Here is a 22177-nt window from a genome sequence, read left to right on the forward strand (position 1 = left end):
CCTCCGTGACGTGATGCTGGTTACGCTTTCTCGCAGGGGAAGGGGCAGCCCATGACCGCTGGCGACGTCCTGGTGCTCAACGCGAGCTACGAGCCACTGCAGCGCGTGTCCCTGCGCCATGCGATCAAGATGCTCGTGCGCGAGGTCGCGGTCATCGAGGAGTCGCACGACGAGACGTTCGGGCCGTTCCCGAAGCCGAAGGTGCTGCGGCTCGTCCGGTACGTCGTCGCGAAGTGGCGCCACCGCCGCACCCACCTGTGCACGAAGAGCGCGATCAAGGCGCGGGACCGCTCGTGCGCGTACTGCGGAGGCGAGGCCGAGACGGTCGACCACATCGTGCCGCGCTCGCGCGGTGGCGAGCTCACGTGGGAGAACGCCGTCGCCGCGTGCCTGCGCTGCAACCACCGCAAGGGCAATCGCACGCCCGACGAGGCCGGCATGCCCCTGCTCGTGGTTCCCGGCAGACCCACGGCGGCACTGCTGGTGTGACGCGAGCCACACTTCGGCGTTCACATCCGCGCCCGAGTGGTCCAGCATGGTGCCGAGGGGGATGCCATGGGATCGTTCGCGCTCGTCCCGCTGCGGGGACGGCCGCTGCTGCGGCTGCAGGTCCTGCGCAGCGAGCGCGTCGCCCCGCACTACCAGCGCGTCACCGTGGGCGGCGACGCGATCACCGGGTTCACCGCGTCCGGCTGGGGCCAGTGGCTGCGCCTCGTCCTGCCGAGCGCCAACCCCTCCTCGCTCGACGACCTGCCCGACCGCGTGACGCCGCTGCAGCGCCTGCGCTACCTGACCCTGGACCGTGACGAGCGGCCCGTCCTGCGCGACTACGCCGTGCGGCGGTTCCGGCCGATCGGCCGCCAGGGCCCCGAGCTCGACATCGACTTCGTGCTGCACGGCACCGACGCGCCGGCCTCGGCGTGGGCGCAGTCCTGCGGACCGGGCGACCGGCTCGCCGCGGTGGACGAGGGCCAGGCGTTCGACCGCTCGCGCGGCAGCGACCACGTCCTGCTCGTCGCCGACGAGACCGGGGTGCCGACGGTGGCCGGCGTGCTCGCGTCCCTGCCCGAGGACGCCACCGGCACGGCGGTCCTGGAGGTGCCCTCGATCGACGATGCCGGTGAGCTCGACCACCCGCCGGGCGTGGAGCTGGTGTGGCTGAGCCGCGACGAGGACGACCCGCCCGGCCGGGTCGCGCTCGAGACGGCCGAGACGGTCGTGTTCGACCGGTCGCGCGTGCACGCGTTCGTGGCGGGCGAGCAGTCGCTCGCCCGGCGGCTGCGGCGGCACCTGCTCTCGCGCGAGGTGCCGCGCGTGCGGATCAGCGCCGCGGGCTACTGGCGCCGCGCGCGCTGAGCGTCAGAGGCCGACGGACTCGTAGATGTCGTCGAGCTCGTCGAGGTAGGCGCCCTCGTCCTGGCCGGCGCGACGGTACGCCGCGAGCGCCTTGGCCTGGATCATCTCGGCGACCTCCTCGTAGCGCGCGTTCCACTTCTCGGCCTCGATCTGCCAGTAGCCGCACGTGTAGAACGCCGCCTGCGGCCAGCCGAGCGTGCGGCGCAGGTGCTTGCGGATGGCGCGGCTGGCCCGGGCCTCGCCGGCGAGCCAGACGTAGTGCCCCGCGGGATCGGCCGGCAGGTCACGGCGCTTGACGGCCTCCTCGAGCGCGTTGGGGATCATGTGCTCGTCCTCGACGACCTCCCACTCGACGTGGACGTCCGCGGCGGACGGCAGCGGCACCTCGTCGGCGGCGTCGGTCAGCACGACGTGCGCCTCGGCGACGACGCCCGGGTCGAGGTCGCGGAGGATGCGCGCCAGCGCGGGCACGCCGGTGATGTCGCAGACGAAGAGCTGGCGGCGCGCGTCCTCGGCCGGACGGTAGAGGCCGTGCGGCTCGATGATGCCGACCTGGTCACCCGGCTGGCACGTGCGCGCCCAGTCGGAGCCGGCGCCGTGCTCGTGCAGCGCGACGTCGACGTCCACGCGCACGTCGCCGTCGACGACGCGGTGGTCCGAGATCGTGTAGACCCGCGGCACGAGCGGCTCGGCGCCCTCGGGGTAGCTGTACGAGAAGTCCTCGTTGATGGTGGGCAGCGCGATGGGCGCACCGGGACGGGCGGGCAGCAGCAGCCGGACGTACTCGTCCGGGATGCCCGTCGACTGCCAGCCGTCGATCCCACCGAGCGAGATCGAGACCAGGTGCGGGGTCAGCTGGCGCCGACCCAGGACGGTCGCGGCAAAGGTCTTCACGGGGTTCCCTTCGTTCGTACGGGCGCCACCGGTGCGATCGAGCCCCACCGGGAAGTCCCGGTTAGGTCAGGCTAACAACACCTGTTGGATAGCCTCAAGGGCGTGACCATCCGCGTACGCCCCATCTCGTCCGAGGAGCACCTCTCCTTCGTCGCCTCCCGCGGGACGGCCAGCTTCCTGCAGACCCCCGCGTGGGCCGCCGTGAAGGCCGAGTGGCGCGGCGAGTCGCTGGGCTGGTTCGACGAGTCCGGCCTCGTCGGCGCCGGCCTCGTCCTCTACCGGCAGGTGCCGAGGCTGAAGCGCTATCTCGCGTACCTGCCCGAGGGTCCCGTGCTCGACTGGAGCGGCGACGTGGAGGCGGCGCTGACCGCGCTGCGCGACCACCTCAAGGCCAACGGCGCCTTCGGCATCCGCATCGGCCCGCCGGTCGTGACCCGCCGCTGGGCGGCCGCGACGCTCAAGGCGGCCCTGGCCGACGACGTGCTGACGCGCCTGGGCGACGTGCCCGCCGATCACGCCGACGAGGCCGCGATCGCGCTCGCGGGCCGGCTGCGCCGACTGGGCTGGCGCGAGCAGGCCGCCGAGGGCGGCTTCTCCGCCGGCCAGCCCAAGTACAACTTCCAGGTGCCGCTCGCGGGCCGCTCCGAGGACGACGTCCTCAAGGCGATGAACCAGTTGTGGCGCCGCAACATCAAGAAGGCCGCCAAGCAGGGCGTCGAGGTCAGCCTCGGCACGCGCGACGACCTCGCGGAGTTCCACCGCGTCTACGTCGAGACCGCCGAGCGCGACCACTTCACGCCGCGGCCGTTGTCGTACTTCCACACGATGTGGGACGCGATGACCGCCGAGGATCCCCAGCGCCTGCGCCTGTACCTCGCGCACCACGAGGGCGACCTCGTCGCCTCGACGACTCTCGTGCAGGTCGGCACGCACGCCTGGTACTCGTACGGCGCCTCGACGACCGCCAAGCGCGAGGTCCGCGGCTCGAACGCGGTGCAGTGGCAGATGATGCGCGACGCGCTCGCCGCCGGCGCGGACGTGTACGACATGCGCGGCATCACGGACACGCTCGACTCCGACGACCCGCACGTGGGCCTGCTGCAGTTCAAGGTCGGCACCGGCGGCGAGGCCGTGGAGTACCTCGGCGAGTGGGACCTGCCCATCAACCGCCCGCTCTACGCCGCCTTCACGGCGTACATGAAGCGCCGCGGCTGAGCCGGCGGGCCGGGGCACCGCCCCGCCGCCCGACGCCGACTTCTGGACCGCGTCGCACGCTTCGCGAGCGAACGACGGTGGAACGTGTTCCAAGAGTCGGGCACGGGGCGGGCGGGGACGCCGCCTCGCCACCTTGCCGCCCGCGCCGTGGACCGGTCGCGGGCGGGCGGGCGCCCACGCGCGATGATGGACCCATGGCCTTCGACCTGACGATCCGTGCCGCCGAGTGGCGCTCCCACCTGCTGGCCACGCGCGACGCCCACCCCGGCCTCGTCCCGGTCGTCAAGGGCAACGGCTACGGCCTCGGACGCCAGCGGCTGGCCGGCGAGTCGGTCCGCCTGGGCGCCGACCTCATCGCCGTCGGCACGTACGAGGAGGCCGACGAGCTGCTCGGCGCCTTCCCCGGCAACGTCCAGGTCCTCACCCCGTGGCGCCCGTTCTCGCCGCGCATCGCCGACCCGCGGCTGATCCACACCGTGAGCCGCGTCGAGGACATCCCCGCGCTCGCCGCGAGGCTGCCCGGAGCGCGGGTCGTCGTCGAGGCGATCACCTCGATGGCACGCCATGGCCTGGATCGCCACAGCCTCGCCGAGGCCGCCCGACAGCTGGCCGCCGCGCCGCTCACCGTCGAGGGCTTCGCGATCCACCTGCCGATGTCCGGCGGCAACCTGGCCGAGGCCCGCACCCTGTGCGCCGTCCTGGAGACGTCCGCGCTGGAGACCACCACCGTCTACGTCTCGCACCTGACCGTCGACGAGCTCGAGCAGCTGCGCGCCGAGCGACCCAACCTCACGATCCGGCCGCGCGTCGGCACGTCGCTGTGGCTCGGCCGCCTCGACACGCTGGAGGTCCGCTCCACGGTGCTCGACGTCCACACCGTGCAGCGCGGCGAGCGCGTCGGCTACCGCCAGGGCCGGGTCCCGCGCGCCGGCCACGTCCTCGTCGTCGCCGGCGGGACGAGCCACGGCATCGGCCTCGAGGCGCCGCGTGCCGTCGAGGGGGTCGCGGGCCGCGGCAAGGCCGTCGCGAAGGGCGGCCTCGCCGCCGCCGGACTCGCCCTGTCGCCCTTCACGGTCGACGGCCGCCAGCGCTGGTTCGTCGAGCCGCCGCACATGCAGGCCAGCATGATCCTGCTGCCCGAGGGCGCGGCCGTGCCCGCCGTCGGCGACCGCCTCCCGGCCGCCGTCCGCTACACGATCGCGGCGTTCGACCGGGTCGCCGAGGCCTGAGCCTCAGTCGCCCCCGCCGCCCCCGCCGCCGATGCCGGGGCGGTTGCCGCCGGCCGCCGGCGGAGCCGTGGGCTGCGTCGGCTGCGGCACCGGGTCCTGCGTCGGCGTCGGCTCGGGCTCCGGGGTGGGCTCGGGCGTCGGCGTCGGCTTGGGCGTCGGCTTCGGAGTCGACTTGGTCTTCTCCGGCTCTTCCTTCTTCGGCTTCTTCTTCGGGGTGACCGGCGGCGCGACGGAGGTGCCCTTGTCGGCCTTGATGTTGGCGCGCGGCGGGAACGTGCCGCACTCCTCGCCCTCGATCGCGCGGTTCTGGTAGGCCGCGAAGGTCTGGGCCGGGTACGTGCCGCCGAAGAACGGGTTCAGGTAGCCCTCGAGCTCCTCGTTGCCTTTGCCGCGGTTGTAGACGACGGCCGTGGCCAGCTTCGGCGTCGCGCCGACGAACCACGACGACGACACGTGGTCGCCCTCGCCGTCCGGGTCGGTCGCCGTCGCCGTGCCGGTCTTGCCGACCGTGGGGCAGAACGTGCGGGCGCTGGTGCCCGAGCCGCCGTTCACCACGGCCTGCAGCGCCGCCAGCGTGTCCGCGGCGACGTCCTTGTCGATCGCCTGCTTGGTGGAGCCGCGGTGCTTGAAGACCCGGGCGCCGTGGGTGTCCTCGACCTCGTCGATGACGAACCACTGCGCGCGCTTGCCCTCGGCCGCGAACGTGGCGTACGCGTTGGCCATGTCGATCGGCGCGACGGGCGCGTAGCCCAGCGAGACGCCGATGACGGGCTCGATCTGGTCGACCGTCGAGTCCGGGATGCCGGCCTCGCGGGCGGCCTTGAGGATCTTGCGCTCGCCGTCCTCCATCTGGTCGGTCAGGTCGACGAACGCGGTGTTGACGGAGAACTGCGTGGCGCGCTCGAGGTTGATGAAGCCGTACGACTTGCCGCCGGCGTCGCCCTGGTTCTCGATCTCGGCGTCGCCGACCTTGAACGGCGCGTTGCCGTTCAACCGGGTCTGCAGGCTGTAGCCGTTCTCGAGCGCCGCGACGACCGCGAACGCCTTGAACGTCGAGCCCGGCTGCGTGCGCAGCATCGCCCAGTTGAGCTGGTTCTTGAGGTAGTCGGGTCCGCCGTACATCGCGCGGACGGCGCCGCTGCCGGGCTCGACGGACACGAGCGCCGTGTTGAGCTCGTCGAGGCCCTCGGGACGGACCTGCTTGATGGCCTCGACCGCGGCCTCGTGCTTGTCCTTGTCGAAGGTCGTGACGACGCGGAAGCCGCCGCCCTCGATCTCGGAGTCCAGGAAGCCCTCGGCGCGCAGCTGGTCCTTCACGACGCTCAGCAGGTGGCCCTTGGGGCCGCCGAAGCGCTGGTTGGCCTTCTGCTTCTTGAACTTGGGGAAGCGGTCGCGGAACTTGGCGGCCTCCTCCTCGGTGATCGAGCCGCGCTTGACCATGCCGTCGAGCACGTAGTTGAAGCGCGGCAGCACGCGGTCCGCGGCGCCCTCGGCGTACGGGTCGAAGTACGAGGGGTTGTTGATGACGGTCGCCAGGAACGCGGCCTGGCCGACGTTGAGCTTCGCGGCCGGCTTGCCGAAGTAGTTCTGCGAGGCGACCTCGACGCCGTACGAGCCGTTGCCGTAGTAGATCGTGTTGAGGTAGCCCTCGAGGATCTCCTGCTTGGTCAGCTGGTTGTGGATCTTGACCGAGAGGATCGCCTCCTTCACCTTGCGGGAGTAGGAGCGCTCCTGGTTCAGGTAGAGGATCTTCACGTACTGCTGCGTGATGGTGGAGCCGCCGCCGGTGATCTGGCCGCTCGTGGCGTTGTCGCGCGCCGCGCGGACGATGCCCTTGATGTCGATGCCGCGGTTCTCCCAGAACGTGCGGTCCTCGGCGGCCACGACGGCGTCGCGCATGATCTTCGGGATCTCGTCGTACTCGAGGCGCTCACGGTCCTGCGTGGCGAAGCTGCCGATCTTGGTCTTGCCGTCCGAGTAGTAGACGTTGGTCGTCTCGGTCTGGAAGTCCGCGTTGGGATCGGGGATCTCGATCGTCGCGTACAGCACCGCGACCAGCAGCGCACCGCCGACGAAGCCGAGCGTGCCCAGGAAGAGCAGCCAGCGCAGCGTGCGGACGGGCCACGACCCCGTGCCGCCGATCCTGCCGGCGAACCGCGAGAGTCGGCCCTGCTTCTTCTTCGTGCGAGTTCTCGCCACGAACCGGTTCCTTTCCAACGACTGCACCAGCGCTCCAGTCTGACGGGTGTTCCTGAGAAACACCCGACGGGCCGCGGCGGTGTTCACGAACGACGTGACTCGATGTATCGTACCGATATAGCCATTCGTGGCATCGGTTCGTGTGTTCGGGAAGGGGGGCGACGATGGCCCGACGCGGTGCGGCCCTGGAGCTGGCCGTCCTCGGCCTGCTCGCCGACTCCCCGATGCACGGCTACGAGCTGCGCAAGCATGTGAACGGGCTGCTGGGCTGGACGCGGCTGCTGTCCTACGGCACCCTCTACCCCTGCCTCAAGCAGCTCACCAAGGCGGGCTACATCGCGGCCGACACCGAGACGTCCCCGCGGGGCAAGCGCCCCCGGATCGTCTACCGGCTGACGGCCGAGGGCAAGGAGTACTTCACGTCCTTGCTCGAGGACGGTGGCCCGTCCGCGTGGGACGACGAGAACTTCGGCGTCCGCTTCGCCCTGTTCGCCCGCACCAGTTCCCCCACCCGGGTGCGCATCCTCGAGGGACGCCGGTCACGGCTGGAGGAGCGCCTCGAGAACGTCCGCAAGGCCTCGGCCCAGCGCCGGGAGCGGATGGACTCCTACACCCGCGAGCTTCAGCGCCACGGCCTCGAGTCGGTCGAGCGCGAGATCAACTGGCTGACCGAGTTGATCGACCGTGAACGCGCCGACGCGTTCATGCAGCACGAAGACATCAGCACGACAGACAAGGAAAAGTGAGGTCTCCATGAGTTCGGAGAACAAGGTCCGCGTGGCCATCGTCGGCGTTGGCAACTGCGCCACGTCCCTGATCCAGGGCGTCGAGTACTACAAGGACGCGGACCCGCAGGGCACCGTCCCCGGTCTCATGCACGTCCAGTTCGGTCCGTACCACGTCAAGGACGTCGAGTTCGTCGCCGCGTTCGACGTCGACGCCAAGAAGGTCGGCTTCGACCTGTCCGAGGCCACCCAGGCCAGCGAGAACAACACGATCAAGATCACCGACGTCCCGCCGACCGGCGTGACGGTGCAGCGTGGCCCGACGCTCGACGGCCTGGGCAAGTACTACCTGCAGACCATCGAGGAGTCCGACGCCGAGCCCGTCGACGTCGTCCAGGTCCTCAAGGACACGCAGGCCGACGTCCTCGTCTCCTACCTGCCCGTGGGCTCGGAGGAGGCCGACAAGTTCTACGCGCAGTGCGCCATCGACGCGAAGGTCGCGTTCGTCAACGCCCTGCCCGTGTTCATCGCCTCGGACCCCGAGTGGGCGAAGAAGTTCGAGGACGCCGGCGTCCCGATCATCGGCGACGACATCAAGAGCCAGGTCGGCGCGACCATCACGCACCGCGTCATGGCGAAGCTGTTCGAGGACCGCGGCGTCACGCTGGACCGCACGTACCAGCTCAACGTCGGCGGCAACATGGACTTCAAGAACATGCTCGAGCGTGAGCGCCTGGAGTCGAAGAAGGTCAGCAAGACGCAGGCCGTCACCTCGAACCTGCACGGCCCGCTGGCCGGCAAGGTCGACGACAAGAACGTCCACATCGGCCCGTCGGACTACGTCGCGTGGCTCGACGACCGCAAGTGGGCCTACGTCCGCCTCGAGGGTCGCGCCTTCGGCGACGTGCCCCTGAACCTGGAGTACAAGCTCGAGGTCTGGGACTCGCCGAACTCGGCCGGCATCATCATCGACGCCATCCGCGCCGCCAAGATCGCCAAGGACCGTGGCATCTCCGGCGCCCTGCTGTCGGCCTCGTCGTACCTGATGAAGTCGCCGCCGGAGCAGCGTCCCGACGAGGAGGGCCGCGCCCGCCTCGAGGGCTTCATCGCCGGTACCGAGGAGCGCTGACCTCCAGCTCTCCGCACCTGTCGCGCAACGCGCCGGATCCCTTGGGGATCCGGCGCGTTTCGCATGTCCGGCGCGGCGATAGCATCGCGTCGTGGCGACCTACCTGTCCTTCCTGCTGTTCGTGGTCCTGCTGGCCGTCGCGCCGGGCCCGGACACGTTCCTGACGCTGCGCGCGTCGGTGCTCGGCGGGCGCCGCCGCGGCCTGTTCACGGCGCTGGGCATCGTCACCGGCTGCGCGATCCAGGGCGTCCTGGCAGCCTCGGGCCTGGGCGCGGTCATCACGCACGCCGAGCCGGTGTTCGAGGCGATCCGCTGGGCGGGCGTCGCGTACCTGACGTGGCTCGGCTTCACGGCGCTGCGCGCGGCGGTCCGGCGTGGCGAGGACGCGTGGGCCGTCGGCGGCTCGGCCCGCCCGGTGCGCCGCCGGACCGCGTTCCGGCAGGGCTTCCTGTGCAACATCACCAACCCCAAGGTGCTGGCGTTCAACCTCGCGGTGCTGCCGCAGTTCGTCTCCCCGGGCGACGGCATGGCGGTGCTGCTGGGCTACGCGCTCACGCTCGTCGCAGTGGGCGGCCTCGTGCACCTCGTCGTGATCGAGATCGCGCACGCCGCCGCCACGAAGCTCGCCCGGCCCCCGTTCCGCCGGGGCGTCGACGGCGCGACCGGTGCCGTCATGCTCGGCTTCGCGACCGTGCTCGCCGCCGAGGCCTGAGCCACGGCGCGGCCTCCGCCGCGCACGATGTGTGGCGCTGTCCACCCGATCCGGCTCGGTCCGCCTCGATCCAGGTGGACACCGCTACGGATCTCGGACCCCGGAGGGGTCAGTGGGCGCCGCGCAGGCGCTTCACGGCGTTGACGACCGCCACGACGACGGCGCCGACCACGAGGCCGATGAGGGCGGAGGCCGCCGTGTTGGCCAGCCACTCGAACGCGCCGTGCGCGAACGGGACGGCCTCGCCGACCGCGTGCTCGAGGTCGTGCACGAGGCCGTAGAGCCCGTGCCAGCCGAGGTCGTCGGTGCCGACGAGCAGGATGTGGCCGCCGACCCACAGCATCGCCGCGATGCCCACGATCGCGAGCGCCTGCAGCACGCGCGGCATCGCCTTGACCAGCAGCCGGCCCGTGCGCTGGGCGAGCGCCGAGCTGCGCGCCGCCAGGCCCACGCCCACGTCGTCCATGCGCACGATCAGCGCGACGGCGCCGTACACGAGCGCGGTGATGCCGAGCGCGACGATCGCGAGGATGATCGCCCGGGCCCAGAAGCCCTCGTCAGCCACCTCGTTGAGCGAGATCACCATGATCTCGGTCGACAGGATGAAGTCCGTGCGGATGGCGCCCGACACGACCTTCTTCTCGGCCTCGGGGCCCTGCGCCGTCGCCGGCTCCTCGGCCTTCTCGTGGTGCGGGTGCAGGACGTGCCAGATCTTCTCGGCGCCCTCGAAGCACAGGTACGTGCCGCCCAGCATGAGCAGCGGCGTGAGGATCCACGGCGCGAGCTCGCTCAGCAGGAGCAGCGCCGGCAGGATGAACAGCAGCTTGTTGCGCAGCGAGCCCTTGGCGATCCGGCCGATGATGGACAGCTCGCGCTTGGGGTCGACGCCGTGCACGTAGCGCGGCGTGACCGCGGCGTCGTCGACGACCACGCCGGCCGCCTTCGCGCTGGCCTTGCCGGCACCGGCCGCCACGTCGTCGATGGACGCCGCGGCGAGCCGCGCGAGCGCGGCCACGTCGTCGAGCAGGGCGACAAGTCCTCCAGCCATGGGGTCAGCGTACGGGCGGGGTCCGGGGTCCTGCGCGCCGACGACCGTGCGGGCCTCGGCGTGGCGAAGGTGTCGGGGCGCGGGGCCCCACGGATAGGGTTCTGGCATGGTCATGGGCTTCGGCATCGACATCGGCGGCACGGGCACCAAGGGCGCGCCGGTCAATCTGGACAAGGGCAAGCTGGCGGCGGACCGGTTCCGCATCCCCACCCCCAAGCCCGCGACCCCCGAGGCGGTCGCGGAGGTCGCCCGCCAGATCGTCGAGCACTTCCCCGAGGCGCAGGACGTGCCGCAGATCGGCGTGGCCATCCCGGCGGTCGTGCAGCACGGCGTCGCCCGCTCGGCCGCCAACATCGACGAGTCGTGGATCGACACCGACGTCGACGCGCTGTTCACCGAGGTGCTCGGCCGGTCCGTGCACGTGGTCAACGACGCCGACGCGGCGGGCGTGGCCGAGAACGACTTCGGCGCCGCGCGCGACGAGCACGGCCTGGTCTGCGTCATCACGCTCGGCACCGGCATCGGCTCGGCCCTGATCAACGCCGGCACCCTGGTGCCCAACACCGAGTTCGGCCACCTCGAGGTCGACGGCCACGCGAACGTCGAGACCTGGGCCGCGGCCAGCGCGTACGAGCGCGAGGAGCTCTCGTGGGAGGCGTGGGCCGAGCGCCTGCAGACCTACTTCGCGCACCTGGAGCGGCTGCTGTCGCCCGACCTGTTCGTGGTCGGCGGCGGCGTGAGCAAGGACAGCGACAAGTTCCTGCCGCTGCTGGACCTGCGCACCCCGATCATCCCCGCCAAGCACCGCAACAACGCCGGCATCATCGGCGCGGCGCAGCTCGGCGTGCTGGGCTGAGCGTCAGCCCACGTGCAGCAGGGCGCGCAGGGCGCGCTCCATGAGCCGGCGGCAGTGGGCCGCGGGATAGCCGTGGTCGTCGAACATCAGTGACCACGCGTTCCAGCTGACCGCGACAGTCATCGCGTCGACCAGCAGGCCGGGCTCGTCCTCGCCCGCCAGCTCGCGCGCGAACACCCGCTCGAGGTCGGTGCGCACGCGGTGGATGTGCCCCTCACGACTCCTGCGCAGCGCGTCGAAGTCCGGCTCGCTCAGCACCGCCGCGCGGGCCGCCGGCGCGATGTTGACCAGTCGCCGCTCGCGCTCGGCGCAGAACGCCGCGATCCGCTCGTCCAGCGGCGCCTCGGGGTCGATCTCGCCGCGGAGCTCGTCGTCGAGGCGGAACCAGTGGTCGACCGTGCTGGTCAGCAGTCCCTCCATGTCGTGGAAGTTCGACCACAGCGTCCGCCGCGACACGCCCGCGCGCTCGGCGATCACCGCGGCGGTCGGCCGCAGCACGCCCTCGCGCAGCAGCTCGACGTGCGCCTCCACGATCTGGGCGCGCGTGCGCTCGCTGCGCTGCATCCGGCCGTCCGTCTGGCGGTACTGCATGGAGGTCACCGCCTTATGTTCCACCCGCGGCACCCCCTGTGGGCAAGCAGGCGTCGAAAGTTTCGACACTCCGAGTGTAGATAGTCCGTGACGCGGATCACTTTCTATGTGAGGATGTCGTCACATTCATGGCGGAGACCGCCGACACCGAGGGGGAGAACGTGCTGACGGTCAAGAACTTGGAGGTCGTCTACAACGACGTCATCCTGGTGTTGCGAGGCGTGAGCCTCACGGTCCCGAAGGGCAGCATCGTCGCCCTGCTCGGCGCCAACGGCGCGGGCAAGACGACGCTGCTGCGTGCGCTCTCGGGACTGCTCGACATCCACGACGGCGAGATCACCAAGGGCGAGATCCTGCTCGGCGACACCCCCATCCACACCGCCGACGCGCCGAAGATCGTCGCCGCCGGCCTGGGCCAGGTGCTCGAGGGCCGTCGCGTGTTCGCCGAGTTCACGGTCGAGGAGAACCTGCGCGTCGGCGGGCACACCCGCAAGGGTGGCCTGAGCGAGGCGATCGAGGAGGTCTACGACCTGTTCCCCGTCCTGAAGGAGCGCCGCAAGAACACCGCGGGCTACCTCTCCGGCGGCGAGCAGCAGATGCTCGCGATGGGCCGCGCGCTGGTCGCGCAGCCCGAGATCCTCCTGCTCGACGAGCCCAGCCTGGGCCTGGCGCCGCGCATCGTGTCGCAGATCAAGGACATCGTCGTGCAGATCAACGAGCGCGGGACGACCGTGCTGCTGGTCGAGCAGAACGCCACGATGGCGCTCTCGATCGCCCAGCACGGCTACGTCATGGAGCACGGGAAGATCGTCATGGACAAGCCCGCCGCCGAGCTGCTCGACGACGAGGACATCCGCGACTTCTACCTGGGCCGCGGCGAGACGGCCACCAGCTACCGCGACATCAAGCACTACAAGCGCAGGAAGCGATGGCTGTCGTGAACCGCGGGTCGTCCGCCGACCGCCCGGTGCCGCCGCATCCCGTTGCCTGTTCCCCCGACCCGAGGAGGGTCCTGTGACTGAACCCGTGGTCAAGGTCCGTGACGTCGAGCTGTCGTTCTCGGGCGTGAAGGCGCTGCAGGGCGTCGACTTCGACGTCTATCCCGACGAGCTGTTCGCGGTGATCGGCCCGAACGGCGCCGGCAAGACGTCGATCTTCAACGTGCTCTCAGGCGTCTACCGGCCCCAGCAGGGCAGCGTCGAGTTCGACGGCACCGACATCCGCGGCATGCGCCCGCACCGCATCGCCAACCTCGGCATGGCGCGCACGTTCCAGAACATCGAGCTGTTCGAGAACCTCGACGTCGTCGACAACCTCATGCTCGGCCGTCACGCCCACCTGGGCTACGGCTGGCCGTCGGCGGTGGCGTGGCTCGGCCGCGCCAAGCACGCCGAGGTGGCGAACCGCCGCCGCGTCGAGGAGATCATCGACTTCCTCGAGATCGAGGGCTACCGCCAGCTGCCCGTGGGCATGCTCCCGTACGGCATCCAGAAGCGGATCGAGCTCGGCCGCGCGCTGGCGATGGAGCCCAAGCTGCTGCTGCTCGACGAGCCCGTCGCCGGCATGAACGGCGAGGAGACCGAGGACATGGCGCGGTTCATCCTCGACATCCGCGACGAGCTGCACGTCCCGATGATCCTCGTGGAGCACGACATGGGCCTGGTCATGGACCTGGCCGACCGCGTCATGGCGATGGACTTCGGCAAGCCCGTCGCCACCGGCACGCCCCACGAGGTGCAGACCCATCCCGACGTCATCCGGGCCTACCTCGGGCCCGTGGACGACGCCGTCGTCGCCGAGCTGCAGGAGGACCTCGCATGACCGCGGCACCCGACACGCTGCCGAAGCGGATCCGCGCCCGCGCCCAGGACACCCCCGACCGCATCGCGATGCGCGAGAAGGACCTCGGCCTGTGGGAGGAGGTCACGTGGGCGCAGTACTGGGACCGCTCGGTCCTGGTGGGCCACGCGCTGCTCGCGCTCGGCGTGAAGGTCGGCGACCGCGTCGCCATCCACAGCGAGAACCGGCGCGAGTGGCTGTACTGCGACATCGGCATCACGGCGATCCGCGCCGCCACGGTGGGCCTCTACCCGACCAACCCCGCGCCCGAGGTGCTGCACGTGCTGCGCGACTCCGGCGCGTGCGTCCTCGTCGCCGAGGACCAGGAGCAGGTCGACAAGTACCTCGAGATCGCCGACGAGCTGCCCGAGCTGCGCTTCGTCGTCTACGTCGACCCGCGCGGCATCCGCGGCCGGTACGACGACCCGCGCCTCATGGCGTGGGACGACTTCGTCGCGCTCGGCGAGCAGCACCGCGCCCAGCATCCCGACGCCGTGACCGAGCGGCTCGAGTCGGCGGTGCCCGACGACCTCGCGACCCTCGTCTACACGTCCGGGACCACCGGCCCGCCCAAGGGCGCGATGCTCTCGATGCGCAACATCGAGTTCGTCATCGGGACCCTGCAGCAGGGCGGCGCCTTCGTCGACCCGCCGGCCAGCGACCGCGACCTCGTCGTGTCGTACCTGCCGCTGTGCCACGTCGCCGAGCGCGTCTTCACGACGTGGTTCAACGCGGCCGTCGGCTCCCAGGTCAACTTCGCCGAGTCGATCGAGACCGTGCAGCAGGCGCTGCGCGAGGTCCAGCCGACGCTGCTGTTCGGCGTCCCGCGCATCTGGGAGAAGGTCGCGGCCGGCGTCCACATCCGGATGAGCGGCGCGTCGTGGCTCAAGCGCAGGAGCTTCGACTTCTGGATGAAGCGCGCGGCGTGGATCGGCCGCACCCTCGTCGAGAACGAGGGCCGGCACACCGCGGCCACCCGGGCGGTCTACGCGGTCGGCTGGGTCTGCCTCTACCGCCCGCTGCGCGAGCGGCTCGGCCTGGCGAAGGTCCGCTACGCCGCGTCCGGCGCGGCGCCCATCGCCCCCGAGGTGCTCGAGTTCTTCATGGGCATCGGCATCCCGATGCACGAGGTCTACGGCATGACCGAGAACTCGGCGATCGCGACGGCCAACATGGCCGGGCGGGTCAAGGTCGGCACGGTCGGTGAGCCGCAGGTCGGCGCCGAGGTGCGGATCGACGAGCAGACCGGCGAGATCCTCACGCGGCACGCGGGCACGTTCGTCGGCTACTGGAACAACCCCGAGGCCACGGCGAAGACGATCGACCCGGACGGCTGGCTGCACACCGGCGACGTCGGCGAGTGGGTCGACGGCACGCACATCCGGATCACCGACCGCATCAAGGACATCATCATCACCGCCGGCGGCAAGAACATCAGCCCCAGCGAGATCGAGAACAGCCTCAAGTCGTCGCCCTACATCAAGGAGGCGATCGTGATCGGCGACCGTCGCAAGTACCTGACCGCGCTGATCGGGATCGAGCTCGACACGGTGGGCAACTGGGCCCAGCAACGGCGCCTGCCGTTCACGACCTACCGCGACCTGTCGGAGAAGCCCGAGGTCCGCGAGCTCGTGCAGTCGATCGTCGACGAGACGAACCGCAAGTTCGCCAGCGTCGAGACGATCAAGCGGTTCGCGCTGCTGCCGAAGGAGCTCGACCACGAGGAGGGCGAGCTCACGGCGACCCAGAAGATCAAGCGCTCGGCGATCACGACGCGGTTCGCCGCCGAGATCGAGAGTCTCTACGACGAGCGGACGGGGGTCTCGGCATGACGCAGTTCCTGCAGACCCTGCTCAACGGCTTCGCGCAGGGCTCGATCTACGCGCTGCTCGCGCTGGGCTACGTGATGATCTTCAAGGCCACGCACGTCATCAGCTTCGCCCAGCCGGCGCTCATGGTGTGCGGCGGACTGTTCGCGTACCACGCCACGTCCGCCTGGGACCTGGCGTTCTGGCCGGCGCTGCTGGTCGCGGTCGTCCTCGGCGCGCTGCTGGGGATGCTCGTCGAGCGGCTCGCGCTGCGGCCCATGGTGGGCAAGCCGGTGTTCACGCTGGCGATCATCACGATCGGCGTCGACATCGTGCTGCGCATCCTCACCAACCGGTACATGGGCCCGGACCCGCGCTCGGTCTCGTACCCCAACGGCAGCGAGCGGTTCGAGTTCGCCGGGCTGGCGATCTCGCACCAGCGGCTCGGCCTGATCGCCGTCACGGCCGTCACGGTCGTCGCCCTCGCGCTGTTCTTCCGGTACGCCCGGACGGGCCTGGCCATGCGCGCCACCGCGCTCAACCAGGAGACGGCGCTCGCACAGGGCATCCGCGTCGGAGCGATCTTCGCGCTGGCCTGGGCCATCGCCGGCGGACTCGCGGCCATCGCGGGCACGTTCGTCGCGGCGACCGGCGCCGGCCTGGAGCAGAACACGTGGATCATCGCCCTCAAGGCGCTGCCCGCCATCATCATCGGCGGACTCGACAGCATCCCCGGCGCGGTGATCGGCGGACTCGCCGTCGGCATCGTCGAGCTGCTCACCGCCGTCTACCAGCCTGACGTGGCGCCCTGGCTGGGCAACAACTTCTCGCTCGTGGCGCCCTACGCCCTCATGTTCGTAGTGCTGCTCGTGCGGCCCTACGGCCTCTTCGGCACGAAGGAGGTCGAGCGCGTATGACCGTCCTGCGCTCCGCCCCGTCCACGCACGCCCGCCGGTCCACCGGCGTCCGCGGCCGTCCGCTGCTGCGGACCAGCTACTCCCAGGACCTCGCGCTGGCGAACACGTCCGCGAAGCGTCGGGGCGTCATCGGCCTCGTGATCGCCTCGTTCGTCGTGCCGTTCCTGCTGACCGACGACCTGCTGCAGGTGCTGACGCTCGGCATGATCTCGTCGGTCGGCGCGATCGGCCTCAACCTGGTGACCGGCTACGCCGGCCAGGTCTCGCTCGGTCACGCCTTCTTCATCGGCGTCGGCGCCTACACCGGTGCCGTCCTCGGCGGCGATCCCGACGGCGCGCTGCTCGGCTACGGGCTGCCGATGTGGATCTGGCTCCCGGCCGCCGGTGTCACCGCGGCGCTCGCCGGACTGCTCGTGGGACCGCTCGCCGTGCGGCTGCGCGGCCTGTACCTGGCGATCGTGACGCTCGGCCTGGTGTTCCTGGGCGACCACATCTTCCGCGAGGCGCGCGACATCACCGGTGGTCCCGGCGTCGGCCGGCGCGGCGCCGAGCTGGAGCTGTTCGGCATCGACTTCGCCTCGATGGAGCCGATCTCGGGCCTGTCCCGCGGCCAGGCGCAGTTCTTCCTGGCCCTGGTGTTCCTCATCGTGTTCGCCGTGCTGGGCCGCAACATCGCCCGCTCGGGCGTGGGCCGCGCGTTCGGCGCGGTGCGCGACCGTGACGTCGCGGCCGCGGTGATCGGCGTCGACCTGACGAAGTACAAGGTCATGGCGTTCGCGATGTCCTCGTTCTTCGCGGGCGTCACCGGCGCTCTCTACTACGCCGTGATCGGCGTCTTCGAGCCCGGCGCGTTCAGCCTGCTGCTGTCCGTGCAGTACCTCGCGATGGTGCTGATCGGGGGCGTCGCCACGATCAGCGGCTCGATCATGGGCGCGATGTTCATCGCGCTGCTGCCGCGGATCAGCCAGTTCATCGCCCACTACATCCCCGGCGAGCTGCTCTCGGTCTTCCAGCTCGAGGCGATCCTCTACGGCGCCCTCATCATCGGGTTCCTCATCTTCGAGCCGCGCGGACTCTTCGGCATCTGGGTCCGGCTGCGCAACTACTGGAAGGGCTGGCCCTTCTCCTACTAGACCCGGCCGCGAGGCCGCCGACGGCGCGACCGCTCCGTCGAACCACCCAGGAGGATGATCAATGAAGCAACACCGCAAGTGGGCCCGCGTGGCCGCCGGTGCGGCGGTGGCGGCCCTCGTGCTCGCGGGCTGCCGCGGCGGCGGGGACGACGACAGCGCCGCGGGACCGGGCATCACCGAGGAGGCCTGCCCGGACGCCGTGAACAAGGACAACGGCTGCATCTACCTCGGCGCGATCTCGGACCTCACGAAGGGCCCGTTCGCCCCGCTGGCCGTGCCGATCACGGACGCGCAGAAGGCGTTCTGGAAGAAGGTCAACGAGGACGGCGGCGTGGGCGGCTACGACGTCAACATCGACAAGTACATCGCCGACGCCGAGTACAACCCCGAGATCCACAACAAGAAGTACCAGGAGATGAGGAACGACATCCTCGCCCTGGGCCAGACGCTGGGCTCCTCGCAGACCCTGGCGATCCTCGAGGACATGAAGTCCGACAACGTGGTCGGCGTGCCGGCCTCGTGGAACTCGGCGTGGGACTTCGAGGACCAGATCCTGCAGTCCGGCGCGAACTACTGCTTCGAGGCCATGAACGGCGTCGACTGGGCCGTCGCCAACCGCGGGGTCAAGGGCAAGGTGCTCGCGATCCACTACCCGAACGACTACGGCGGAGACGCCGCCGCGGGCGTGAAGGTCGCGGCCGAGGCCAACGGGCTCGACTTCAAGGCCGTCGAGACCGCGACCGGCCAGGACAACCAGGCCGGCGCCGTCGCGGCGGTGCTGAAGGAGAAGCCGGACCTGGTCTACATCACGACCGGTCCCGCCGAGATGGCCACGATCCTGGGCGGCGCGGCCGCGCAGGGCTGGAAGGGCACGGTCGTCGGATCGAGCCCCACGTGGAACCCGGCGCTGCTGCAGACCGAGGCCGCTCCGGCGCTCGAGGCGATGTACTTCCAGGCGGGCCCGTGGGGTCCGTGGGGCACCGACTCGGACGGCCACGAGGCCATGCGCGAGGCGCTCGCGGACGTCAAGTCCCCGAGCGACGGCTATACCGCCGGCTGGGTGTGGGAGTACCCGCTGCTGGCCGCGCTCGAGGCCGCGGCCGACATGGACGGCGGCATCACCCGCGAGAACGTGGCCAAGGCGGCCACCGAGCTCGACAGCGTCGACTACGAGGGCATGCTGCCCGACGAGGCGTTCAACCAGACGGGCGAGCCGAACGACGTCGCGTGGCGCCAGTCGGTGATCTCCAAGGTCGACAAGACGGCGCCCACGGGCGTCTCCATCGAGCAGGAGATGTCGGCCGGCTCGACCGCGAAGGACTACGACTACACGGAGCCCTGCTTCGCGTTGAACTGATGCGGTGAGGAGGGGGCCGGCCCGGTGGGCCGGCCCCCTTCGTCATGCCCGGGGGCCGATCTCGAGCGTGCGGTCGAGGCGCAGGTCGGCCAGGAACGCCGCGTCGTGACTGACCACGACGAGCGCGCCGCGGTAGGCCTCGAGCGCTTCAGTGAGGTGCTCGACCGAGGCCAGGTCGAGGTTGTTGGTCGGCTCGTCGAGCACGAGCAGCTGGGGCGCGGGCGTCGCCAGCAGCAGGCTCGCGAGGGTCGCGCGCCAGCGCTCGCCCCCCGAGAGCGTCCCCACGAGCTGGTCGACCGCGCCGCCGCGGAACAGGAACCGTGCCAGCTGGGCTCGCACCTGCTGCACCGGCGCGTCCGGCGCCGCGGCGCGGACGTTCTCCAGCACCGACCGGTCGGGATCGAGCAGGTCGACGCCCTGCGGCAGGTACCGACACGGCACGAGCACCTCGGACCGGCCCGCCCGCGCCGGCTCCATCCCCAGCAGCGTGCGCAGCAGCGAGGTCTTGCCCGCGCCGTTGCGCCCGACCACCGCGATCCGCTCGGGTCCGCGCACGACGAGGTCGACCGGGGCGGCCGACCCGTGTGCCGCCACGATCCCCTCGGCGCGCAGCACGTCGCGACGAGGCGGGACGGCCGTGTCCGGCAGGTCCACCCGGATGCGCCGGTCGTCGCGCACGCGGTCCTGCGCCGCGGACAGCACGTCCCGCGACTGCTCGAGCCGCTGCTCGTGCATCCCGCGCAGGCGCCCGGCGCTGACCTCCGCCTTGCGCTGGTACGCCCCGGCGACGATCTTCGGCAGGCTGCCCGCGTGGTCGCGGCCCTGCCGGTCGCGGCGTGCCTGCTTCACCTGCTGCTCGACGAGGTCGCGTCGCTGGCGCCGCACGTCGGCCCGCGCCGTCGCGACCGCGCGCTGGGCGGCGTCCTGCTCGGCCTCGACCATCGCCAGGTGCTCGCTGTAGGTGCCGCCGTACCAGCGGACCGTGCCGTCGCGGACCTCGCCGATGTGGTCGACGTGCTCGAGCAGGGCGCGGTCGTGGCTGACCAGGACCAGGGTGCCGCTGAACTCGTCCACGATCTCGGTCAGCCGGGCGCGGCCGTCCGCGTCGAGGTCGTTGGTCGGCTCGTCCAGCAGCAGCACGTCGGGCCGCTGCAGCAGCAGTCCGACGAGCCCGAGCAGCGTGGCCTCCCCACCGGAGACCGACGAGGCGGGCCGGTCGAGGCCGACGTGGCCCAGGCCCGTGCGGTCCAGCCACGCGTGGAGCCGCTCGGGCAGGTCCCAGTCGTCGCCGACGGCGTCGTAGTCGGCGGGGTCGACGGAGCCGTCCTCGATGCGGCGCAGTGCCGCCAGGACCGGGCCGACGCCGATCAGGTCGGCGACGGAGGCCGAGGCAGGGGCGCGGGTCTGCCGCAGGTGGGCGAGGCGGCCGCGCGCCTCGACGGTGCCGGTGGTGGGGCTCAGGTCGCCGGCGAGGAGTCGCAGCAGGGCGGTCTTGCCGCTGCCGTTGTCGCCGACGATCCCGTGGCGCCCGGGACCGAGCGAGAACGTGAGGTCGCGCAGCAGCGTGCGGCCGTCGGGCAGCACGAACGAGGCGTGGGAGGAAAGGAGGGAGGAGGACATGCGAGATCTCCGGGGTCGCGGGCGGGCGGTCGGGACCTCAGCTCTCCATGGCACCAGCCTAACCCGGCGGGGCCCGCGCCGTCGACCGTCCCGGGTCGCGGGCGGGCCGATAGACTCGACCCTCGTGGCCGAACTGACCCCGCACGAGAAGAGGCGCCTCGACGAGCTGCTCGCGACGCACCCCGTGCTGACCGAGCTGGGCGCGCGGTTCGCCGACGCCGGCCACGAGATCGCGCTGGTCGGCGGGCCCGTCCGCGACGCGCTGCTGGGCCGCCCGGTGACGGACCTGGACTTCACCACCTCGGCCACGCCCGACCAGATCGAGTCGATCGTCGCGGGCTGGGCCGACGCGCTGTGGGACGTCGGCCGCGCCTTCGGCACGATCGGCCTGCGCAAGGGCACCGAGACGCTCGAGATCACGACGTACCGTGCCGACGAGTACGACCCCGACTCGCGCAAGCCCGTCGTCGCGTTCGGCACCAACCTGTCCGACGACCTCGCGCGCCGCGACTTCACCGTCAACGCGATGGCGCTGCGCCTGGGCGACCTCGAGTTCGTCGACGTGCACGGCGGCCTGGACGACCTCGCCGACCGCACGATCCGCACCCCCATCGGCCCGGCGATCTCGTTCGGCGACGACCCGCTGCGCATGATGCGCGCGGCCCGCTTCGTGGGCCAGCTGGGCTTCATCGCCTCCGACGACGTCACCGAGGCGATCACCGCGATGGCGGACCGGATCGAGATCGTCTCGGCCGAGCGCGTGCGCGACGAGCTCAACAAGCTGCTGCTGTCGGACGACCCGGTCCGCGGCCTGCGCGTCCTGGTGGACACCGGGCTGGCCGATCGCGTCCTGCCCGAGCTGCCGGCCCTGCGCCTCGAGCGCGACGAGCACCACCGCCACAAGGACGTCTACGAGCACTCGCTGACGGTCCTGGAGCAGGCGATCGACCTCGAGCACCGGCTCGACGAGCGTCCCGACCTGACGATCCGCCTCGCGGCGCTGCTGCACGACATCGGCAAGCCGAGGACCCGGCGGTTCCAGGACGACGGCACGGTCACGTTCCACCACCACGACGTCGTGGGCGCGAAGCTGACCCGCAAGCGGATGCGCGCGCTGCGGTACCCGAACGACATCACCGACGACGTCGCGATGCTGGTCGAGCTGCACCTGCGGTTCCACGGCTACGGCACCGGCGAGTGGACCGACTCGGCCGTGCGCCGCTACGTCCGCGACGCCGGCGACCAGCTCGAGCGGCTCCACATCCTGACGCGCGCCGACAGCACCACGCGCAACCAGCGCAAGGCGCTGCGGCTGCAGCGCACCTACGACGACCTCGAGGCGCGCATCGCCCAGCTCGCTGCGCAGGAGGAGCTCGAGTCCATCCGGCCCGACCTCGACGGCAACCAGATCATGCAGATCCTGCAGATCGGCCCCGGCCGCGAGGTGGGCGAGGCGTACCGCTTCCTGCTCGACCTGCGCATGGACCGCGGCCCGCTGCCGCAGGACCAGGCCATCGAGGCGCTCCGCGCCTGGTGGGCCGCCCGCTGA

At 71.2% G+C, this 22177-nt stretch carries 20 protein-coding genes; 15 read left to right on the top strand and 5 right to left on the bottom strand.

Annotation, left to right across the window (positions count from 1 at the left end):
- The first annotated feature begins 51 nt into the window (after positions 1 to 51).
- Positions 52 to 489 (top strand): HNH endonuclease, encoded by a 438-nt coding sequence (locus tag AB3M81_RS11155; RefSeq protein ID WP_412903986.1) that lies wholly within the window; start codon positions 52 to 54, stop codon positions 487 to 489.
- A 66-nt stretch (positions 490 to 555) separates the two neighbouring features.
- The gene (locus AB3M81_RS11160) at positions 556 to 1356 is read left to right on the top strand and encodes a siderophore-interacting protein (protein WP_412903987.1); all 801 of its coding nucleotides are present in this window, start codon (positions 556 to 558) and stop codon (positions 1354 to 1356) included.
- Positions 1357 to 1359: 3 nt separating this feature from the next.
- Here AB3M81_RS11160 and AB3M81_RS11165 read toward each other — a convergent pair whose 3' ends face one another.
- Positions 1360 to 2250 carry a siderophore-interacting protein gene (locus AB3M81_RS11165; protein ID WP_412903988.1) on the bottom strand — a complete coding sequence of 297 codons (891 nt, stop codon included), beginning with the start codon at positions 2248 to 2250 and terminating at the stop codon, positions 1360 to 1362.
- 102 nt (positions 2251 to 2352) lie between these two features.
- On the opposite strand from AB3M81_RS11165, the gene AB3M81_RS11170 reads away from it, so the two are divergent.
- Both AB3M81_RS11170 and AB3M81_RS11175 read left to right on the top strand, forming a co-directional pair.
- Positions 2353 to 3465, top strand: a complete 1113-nt coding sequence (locus tag AB3M81_RS11170; protein ID WP_412903989.1) for a lipid II:glycine glycyltransferase FemX — start codon at positions 2353 to 2355, stop codon at positions 3463 to 3465.
- Between the two features lie 194 nt (positions 3466 to 3659).
- Entirely contained in the window at positions 3660 to 4694 is a 1035-nt protein-coding gene (locus AB3M81_RS11175) for an alanine racemase (protein ID WP_412903990.1), read from the top strand.
- A gap of 3 nt (positions 4695 to 4697) precedes the next feature.
- On the opposite strand, the gene AB3M81_RS11180 is transcribed toward AB3M81_RS11175, so the two are convergent.
- The gene (locus AB3M81_RS11180; protein ID WP_412903991.1) at positions 4698 to 6893 is read right to left on the bottom strand and encodes a transglycosylase domain-containing protein; all 2196 of its coding nucleotides are present in this window, start codon (positions 6891 to 6893) and stop codon (positions 4698 to 4700) included.
- A gap of 164 nt (positions 6894 to 7057) precedes the next feature.
- On the opposite strand from AB3M81_RS11180, the gene AB3M81_RS11185 reads away from it, so the two are divergent.
- The 3 genes from AB3M81_RS11185 (at position 7058) to AB3M81_RS11195 (ending at position 9459) form a co-directional block, all read left to right on the top strand.
- Complete coding sequence (locus AB3M81_RS11185; RefSeq protein ID WP_412903992.1) at positions 7058 to 7639, top strand: PadR family transcriptional regulator; 582 nt, start codon at positions 7058 to 7060, stop codon at positions 7637 to 7639.
- A gap of 7 nt (positions 7640 to 7646) precedes the next feature.
- Positions 7647 to 8747 (top strand): inositol-3-phosphate synthase, encoded by a 1101-nt coding sequence (locus tag AB3M81_RS11190; RefSeq protein WP_412903993.1) that lies wholly within the window; start codon positions 7647 to 7649, stop codon positions 8745 to 8747.
- 91 nt (positions 8748 to 8838) lie between these two features.
- Positions 8839 to 9459 carry a LysE family translocator gene (locus AB3M81_RS11195; RefSeq protein ID WP_412903994.1) on the top strand — a complete coding sequence of 207 codons (621 nt, stop codon included), beginning with the start codon at positions 8839 to 8841 and terminating at the stop codon, positions 9457 to 9459.
- Positions 9460 to 9568: 109 nt separating this feature from the next.
- Here the strand turns inward: AB3M81_RS11195 and AB3M81_RS11200 are convergent, their stop codons facing one another.
- The gene (locus tag AB3M81_RS11200; protein WP_412903995.1) at positions 9569 to 10507 is read right to left on the bottom strand and encodes a DUF808 domain-containing protein; all 939 of its coding nucleotides are present in this window, start codon (positions 10505 to 10507) and stop codon (positions 9569 to 9571) included.
- Positions 10508 to 10613: 106 nt separating this feature from the next.
- On the opposite strand from AB3M81_RS11200, the gene ppgK reads away from it, so the two are divergent.
- Positions 10614 to 11363, top strand: a complete 750-nt coding sequence (gene ppgK, locus AB3M81_RS11205) for a polyphosphate--glucose phosphotransferase (RefSeq protein WP_412903996.1) — start codon at positions 10614 to 10616, stop codon at positions 11361 to 11363.
- Positions 11364 to 11366: 3 nt separating this feature from the next.
- Here the strand turns inward: ppgK and AB3M81_RS11210 are convergent, their stop codons facing one another.
- Positions 11367 to 11963: a TetR/AcrR family transcriptional regulator gene (locus AB3M81_RS11210; RefSeq protein WP_412903997.1), complete on the bottom strand. Its 597-nt coding sequence runs from the start codon at positions 11961 to 11963 to the stop codon at positions 11367 to 11369.
- Between the two features lie 119 nt (positions 11964 to 12082).
- On the opposite strand from AB3M81_RS11210, the gene AB3M81_RS11215 reads away from it, so the two are divergent.
- From AB3M81_RS11215 to AB3M81_RS11240, 6 genes are all read left to right on the top strand, one after another.
- The gene (locus AB3M81_RS11215) at positions 12083 to 12895 is read left to right on the top strand and encodes an ABC transporter ATP-binding protein (protein WP_412903998.1); all 813 of its coding nucleotides are present in this window, start codon (positions 12083 to 12085) and stop codon (positions 12893 to 12895) included.
- 73 nt (positions 12896 to 12968) lie between these two features.
- Positions 12969 to 13775: an ABC transporter ATP-binding protein gene (locus AB3M81_RS11220; protein WP_412903999.1), complete on the top strand. Its 807-nt coding sequence runs from the start codon at positions 12969 to 12971 to the stop codon at positions 13773 to 13775.
- Positions 13772 to 15625 carry an AMP-dependent synthetase/ligase gene (locus AB3M81_RS11225; RefSeq protein WP_412904000.1) on the top strand — a complete coding sequence of 618 codons (1854 nt, stop codon included), beginning with the start codon at positions 13772 to 13774 and terminating at the stop codon, positions 15623 to 15625. Before AB3M81_RS11220 ends, AB3M81_RS11225 begins: the two co-directional genes overlap by 4 nt.
- Entirely contained in the window at positions 15622 to 16518 is an 897-nt protein-coding gene (locus AB3M81_RS11230; protein WP_412904001.1) for a branched-chain amino acid ABC transporter permease, read from the top strand. The genes AB3M81_RS11225 and AB3M81_RS11230 overlap by 4 nt, the downstream gene beginning before the upstream one ends.
- A complete protein-coding gene (locus tag AB3M81_RS11235; RefSeq protein WP_412904002.1) occupies positions 16515 to 17651 on the top strand; it encodes a branched-chain amino acid ABC transporter permease in 1137 nt (378 codons plus the stop codon). The genes AB3M81_RS11230 and AB3M81_RS11235 overlap by 4 nt, the downstream gene beginning before the upstream one ends.
- A 61-nt stretch (positions 17652 to 17712) precedes the next feature.
- Complete coding sequence (locus AB3M81_RS11240) at positions 17713 to 19008, top strand: ABC transporter substrate-binding protein (RefSeq protein ID WP_412904003.1); 1296 nt, start codon at positions 17713 to 17715, stop codon at positions 19006 to 19008.
- A 42-nt stretch (positions 19009 to 19050) separates the two neighbouring features.
- Here AB3M81_RS11240 and AB3M81_RS11245 read toward each other — a convergent pair whose 3' ends face one another.
- Entirely contained in the window at positions 19051 to 20628 is a 1578-nt protein-coding gene (locus AB3M81_RS11245; RefSeq protein WP_412904004.1) for an ABC-F family ATP-binding cassette domain-containing protein, read from the bottom strand.
- Between the two features lie 124 nt (positions 20629 to 20752).
- Between AB3M81_RS11245 and AB3M81_RS11250 the strand changes: the two genes are divergently transcribed.
- Positions 20753 to 22177, top strand: a complete 1425-nt coding sequence (locus AB3M81_RS11250; RefSeq protein WP_412904005.1) for a CCA tRNA nucleotidyltransferase — start codon at positions 20753 to 20755, stop codon at positions 22175 to 22177.

It is taken from the genome of Aeromicrobium jepli, from assembly GCF_047246605.1.
Classification (GTDB): Bacteria; Actinomycetota; Actinomycetes; order Propionibacteriales; family Nocardioidaceae; genus Aeromicrobium.